General features: G+C 58.3%; 7 protein-coding genes. 2 read left to right on the plus strand and 5 right to left on the minus strand.

Annotated elements, in window-relative coordinates:
• Window positions 1-362 precede the first annotated feature (362 nt).
• Window positions 363-683: a hypothetical protein gene (locus HKD31_RS15640; RefSeq protein WP_035367763.1), complete on the minus strand. Its 321-nt coding sequence runs from the start codon at window positions 681-683 to the stop codon at window positions 363-365.
• A gap of 63 nt (window positions 684-746) precedes the next feature.
• Window positions 747-1,622, minus strand: a complete 876-nt coding sequence (locus HKD31_RS15645) for a DUF932 domain-containing protein (RefSeq protein ID WP_035367761.1) — start codon at window positions 1,620-1,622, stop codon at window positions 747-749.
• Between the two features lie 631 nt (window positions 1,623-2,253).
• Here HKD31_RS15645 and HKD31_RS15650 point away from each other — a divergent pair.
• Together HKD31_RS15650 and HKD31_RS15655 are read left to right on the plus strand one after the other, a co-directional pair.
• On the plus strand, window positions 2,254-2,922 hold the full coding sequence (locus HKD31_RS15650; protein WP_035367659.1) for a hypothetical protein: 669 nt from the start codon (window positions 2,254-2,256) through the stop codon (window positions 2,920-2,922).
• Between the two features lie 47 nt (window positions 2,923-2,969).
• Window positions 2,970-3,230, plus strand: coding sequence for a helix-turn-helix domain-containing transcriptional regulator (locus tag HKD31_RS15655; RefSeq protein ID WP_035367658.1), 261 nt, complete (start codon window positions 2,970-2,972; stop codon window positions 3,228-3,230).
• A gap of 311 nt (window positions 3,231-3,541) precedes the next feature.
• Here HKD31_RS15655 and HKD31_RS15660 read toward each other — a convergent pair whose 3' ends face one another.
• The 3 genes from HKD31_RS15660 to HKD31_RS15670 form a co-directional block, all read right to left on the minus strand.
• Window positions 3,542-3,961 carry a hypothetical protein gene (locus HKD31_RS15660; RefSeq protein WP_035367655.1) on the minus strand — a complete coding sequence of 140 codons (420 nt, stop codon included), beginning with the start codon at window positions 3,959-3,961 and terminating at the stop codon, window positions 3,542-3,544.
• Window positions 3,954-4,196 (minus strand): type II toxin-antitoxin system prevent-host-death family antitoxin, encoded by a 243-nt coding sequence (locus tag HKD31_RS15665; protein ID WP_035367654.1) that lies wholly within the window; start codon window positions 4,194-4,196, stop codon window positions 3,954-3,956. The genes HKD31_RS15660 and HKD31_RS15665 overlap by 8 nt, the downstream gene beginning before the upstream one ends.
• 210 nt (window positions 4,197-4,406) lie before the next feature.
• Window positions 4,407-4,871 carry a hypothetical protein gene (locus HKD31_RS15670; RefSeq protein WP_035367652.1) on the minus strand — a complete coding sequence of 155 codons (465 nt, stop codon included), beginning with the start codon at window positions 4,869-4,871 and terminating at the stop codon, window positions 4,407-4,409.
• Between the last annotated feature and the right edge of the window lie 147 nt (window positions 4,872-5,018).

Raw genomic sequence — 5,018 nt, forward strand, 5'->3', positions numbered from 1 at the left:
GGGGGATATACCGGGCTTCCGATCGTTACCCGGATGGGCGGAGACAGATGGCGACCGCAGCGCAGCGCAGGGCGGCGGCTGGCTCCGGTGAGTTGGTCGGGAGACAGGTGCGCGCACCTGGCTCGCGGCCTTACGAACTAGAGCGGAAATCAAGCCCCCGAAAAAGCCCGCACGAGCACCCAGCTTGCGCGGCATCAGTGCGAAAATTGGCCGATTCAGGATACACCAGAGGATACGGAACAGGACACGTTAGAGGCTACGCTAGAGGATACGGCGGCCGGTAGGCCGCCCGGCTACTCTTAGCCCGCGAAGCGGGCTTCCGGTTCGGCGCGCGCGGAAATGGGGGCATATCGCCCCCGGAGTCAGATGTCTTTGCGTTCGCCCTCCCATGCCCTCAACGGCGAGTTGCCCTCCCTTCCGCAAAAGGGGCAGGTGGCCGGGTCGGGTGCGGGGTCGATGCCTTCATAGGTCCAGCCATTGCCACATGACAGGCAATCATAATCGGCCCCGGCAAGTCTGCTCTGGTGCGAGAGGGCTTTGATGGCCGAGGCGATATTGTCGAACATCTGATAGCCGACATCCTGCGGTGTCCCGACGTGTGAGCGGACAAGGGCGGCGGCTTCGTCGAAGCTCAAGGGGCGCTCGGTGGGAATGGTCTGCGCAATTTCGAATGCTTCGCTCATGGGTTACGTTCCATCCTGAAGGGCAGGGGGCACGCCTCGGGTGAGGCGTGCCGGATGACGGGATCAGGCGGCGTCCTGCATGAATGCTCCGCCTCCTTTCAGCCGGGCCATTTCCTCGTTGAGACGCCACAGGGCGCGGTTGATCTTCACGTCCGCATCAATGGCTTTGACTTCGCGGGTGGACACGCGACGGCGGCGGCCGTTGGCATCGCGCCCCCATGCCCGGAGACCGCCCCGGATGACGTTTTCCTGCACCACGTTTCCGACGGTCCACAGATCGGAACCGAGATCATCACGGCGGCGCGGGGCCAGAAGCTGGCGCGGCTCGATCGGGGTTTCGGCTTCCTCCCCGAAGCGGATTTCATGGGCCGCCCCGGCAAGGATCATCTGTTCGTCATGGTTCAGGCTGACACCGGACCAAGCGTCTGCGGCTTCAACCGCGCGGCAGCTCTCGGACAGCACCTTGAAGCTGCCCTCGATGACCTGCGCCATCACGTCGCCCTTGTGGTGGACGGACACGGAAGCAAGCTCCCGATCTGACACCATCAGCCCGTTAAGGCAGACCAGACGCATCAGCCCGGCCATGACCTTATAGGCGCTCGTGCCGTCATGGCTGTTGACCAGCACGACTTCCGGATAGATGCCGCCGACCTTGCGGACGGTCCCGGCTTCGCCCTTGTGACGGAAGCGGATCAGGTGCTTGGTAAAATCCGCCTTACCCGGCACGCGCGAACCGCCCTGCTTGGCATAGACCGGCTCGAAGCCTTCTTTCCGCATTCCCGCGAGCACTTCATAAGTGGGGATGTAGGCGTATCGGTCGCTGCGGCTCTCGTGCTTGTCTTCCGCGAAGATGGACTTCGCCAGATGGCGCAGGGCTTCGTCGGACAGCGGATCGCGGCCGAGATTGCGGGAAAAGCGAGAAGAAACGAAATGATTCATGGGTTTACCCTCCCGTGGCCCCGGTGATGGGGGAGACCGTCTCCCTCCTTTTCGTCCGGTGCCCTTATTATATACGCGATATAATAAGGGTCTGGCAAGAGAAAAATGCAAAAATTCTCCGAAAAAATTCCCGTTCAGCACGAAAAAACCGCTTGCCAAAAACCGGATCAAAGCCCCAGCCTTTCGTTCGACCTGCCAGCGGCAGGGCGAAAGGCAGCGCAGCGACGCCTTTCGTCCCGACACCTTCAGATCCGCCGGCAACGCAGCGCAGGTCTAGGGGTCATCTCAGGGGACCCGTCTGCACGGAGCGACCAAAGGGAGCGCAGGAAGATGGGGTGGATGATCCCCTAGACCGGAGCGAGGCTGCTGGCATCAGCGCAGCCCCCTTGGGGGGGCGAGCATCGGGGGGATATACCGGGCTTCCGATCGTTACCCGGATGGGCGGAGACAGATGGCGACCGCAGCGCAGCGCAGGGCGGCGGCTGGCTCCGGTGAGTTGGTCGGGAGACAGGGGCAGCGCACCTGGCTCGCGGCCTTACGAACTAGAGCGGAGATCAAGCCCCCGAAAGATAGCTCTCCCACATTCCGATGACCGAAAGAATTTCATGGCAATCACAAAAAGAGAAAAATCTTGTCTGACACTCAACTGATTTCAGCATGTCGAGCTTTTGTATCGTTCAAGGACCGACTGGATGAAAGCCTGACGGAAGTCGATGATCCGTATGAACGCTTCTACGAACGCAGGGCGATTTTTCCGAAGAAATTTCTACGCGACGCGCTTCCCTTTTCCGATGCGTTTTACAGCTATGATGACATGGTTCCAGAGACTATCGACCCGACGCTTGTCATCTCGGGGCAGTATCGGGACCGACCGGATCAGGGGAGAGATTACGATCACGAGATCATGGAATGGTCTGATGGTATTGTGAGCGATAACGACAAATATTGCTCAGAGGCCCCGAGATATGCCCGTATCGGAACGATGCCGCTTTACGTGGCTCTCGAAGGCAAGAACCGGGTGACTTTGTTCAAGCGTCATCAGCGCCCGATGCGGGCCTTTATCACGCCGGTAGCCTTTCCGGCTCCATCGGATCTGACGATCGTGCGGTTTTCCCCGTTCGGCGCTTACGGATTGGCTTATCAGGATGAACCAGCCAGAATCATTCCCTATCCTGAAGTCGCCCTGCCCCTTCTGACGGCTTATGGCGTTACCAGCCAAGAGAAAAGCTGGTCGCTGCGGGCTGCTGGATACGCCCGCACAGCACAGAAGGAAATCAGAAAATCTCGCATGGCACCATAGAAAACCAGCTACTGCCGCGCCCCAATAGCAAGGACTTGGAATACCCGATGAAGACTTCTGGACTGGATGTGTTTGATAGCGTCAAGGCGGCACAAGATCCTCGGATGCAGGAGGAACTTCTGAACATGGCATGGGCAGATGGCGACGCAGCGGCGTTTGCTCATGCTCTTTCGGTCATAGCGCGCGCGCAGGGAGCGGACGATATTGCGAAGGAAGCCCTGTCTGGAAAAGGCGATCTCGACCTGACCAGCCTGTTCCGCATCATGTCGGCGTTCGGCATAAAGGTGACGTTTCATGCGGCGGACTGATGCGGCACACGCCGAAGGGATGGCGGCCTGTCGGGCCGCCACAGAGCAGTCAGCCCCCGCGAGGGGGCTTCAGTTTCAAGTGTCCGCTTAGACGTTCACTTGCCTTTGACTTTTTCGACGCTCTTCAGGCCGAAAGCGGAAATCCGGTCCATAACATCGCCGCATTCTGCGCAATGAACAGTAAACTTTTCACTCCACCCCCCATGCTCCGGTCCCGTTTGAATTGTTATTCTATTCACTGTGCCGCATTTTTCACATTTCTCTTTGTAAGATTCTTCGCCAATATTACACATATTTTTGGTATTCCTTTTTCATGTCCGTTTCGAGATACGCAATGCCTGTGCATCGCGCATTGAGCGGAACGCCAGAACGATCTGTTTGCTGAAAGCGGGACTGAACTGGCCGCGCGCGGCCCGATCTTCCAGCGTGTAGGACGTTTCGAGGATGTCGTAATTCACTTCGTCCACCATCACCCACAGGGGCATGTCCGTATCCAGCTTCGCCCTGCGGGCCTCGGTTTCCGGAATCAGCACGGCATGACGATCAGCGGCAGGCTCTTTGCTCGTGATCGGCAGGATGAAGAGGTGATGCTTGCCGTCCCGGTCAATGGCGACGACGACCACGCAGCTCGGCCGCTTTTTTCGGCCTTCCGTCTCACCTCGTAAATCCTGCCATTTCCAGAGATAGTGATAGTCGATGACCTGGCCGACACGCGGGAAGTCATCAGCCATTCAGATAGTCCTCAATCCCCTGATCGCACAGGGCGGCAACGTCTTCAGGCATATCGTTGACGGCATAAGCCTTCTGACTGCCCGTATCCCTGCTGGTCAGCGTCTCGTATCGCTCCACCGACATGACCACGAACCGGGGCTTGCGATGCTTGGTGATGGCGACGGGGGCGACGGCTGCGGCCTCGAAGAGATCACCGGTATTGCGGGTCAGGTCGCCCGCTGCAAACTGCTTCACTGGCTGTATCCTCCCACGGGGGTGATATCAAGAATATACAGAAATTCTGAATATTCTGCAAATTAAATCGCTGAGGATAGCAGAGGCATGGCGGCCTACAGGGCCGCCAAATGATACACAGCCCCCGTTAGGGGGCTTCCGTTTATCGTGGCTGTCCCGAGGGGAGAAGAGACTATGCCACAGAGGGCGCAATCATCCGCTCTTCTGTGCTCACCTAGCTGATTTTTTCGCGACCAGCAGCGCGGCCACAGGTCCGCCCCATGCCCCTAGCAGGCCGAGGACGGCGATTGCGGTCGAGAACCAGAGTGGTAAAGCCACGGGCGAGGCATCAGCTCCCATCATCATCGGCAGCCCCAGTACGCCGAACATGAATTGAAAGAAGACAACGGGCAGAGCAATGATTTTCACAGATCGAAAGCTGTGCGTGAACATCACAGACAGACCCGCCACCATGACAGAAAAAATGAGACCGACCGTCAGGATGCCTATCCCATGAAGGGCCAGGAACCATTGCGGCAAGAGTTCCAGCCCACGGTCCCGCATCAGACAGAACATAATCACGACACCAGCCACAAAACCGAAAGCCACGATCAGTTTCAGCGTGTCGATGGCATCAGCAATATGCCCAGCCAGACGGTCAACGCCATTTGGCGCAGTATTCTGCTCTGTTGTCATGTCCTGATTCCGCTAGAACCTGTTTTGCCGTTGCTACGGCTTTGTTGCACAAATGGCGTGAAAGCGGATTCACGGCGTGAAACCAGTCTGGTAGCTGGGTGTCATGAGCAAGTCGAAGCCCACCCGCTACCGTACGACGAACTGGTG

It is taken from the genome of Gluconobacter potus (assembly GCF_015244705.1).
Taxonomy (GTDB): Bacteria; Pseudomonadota; Alphaproteobacteria; order Acetobacterales; family Acetobacteraceae; genus Gluconobacter; species Gluconobacter potus.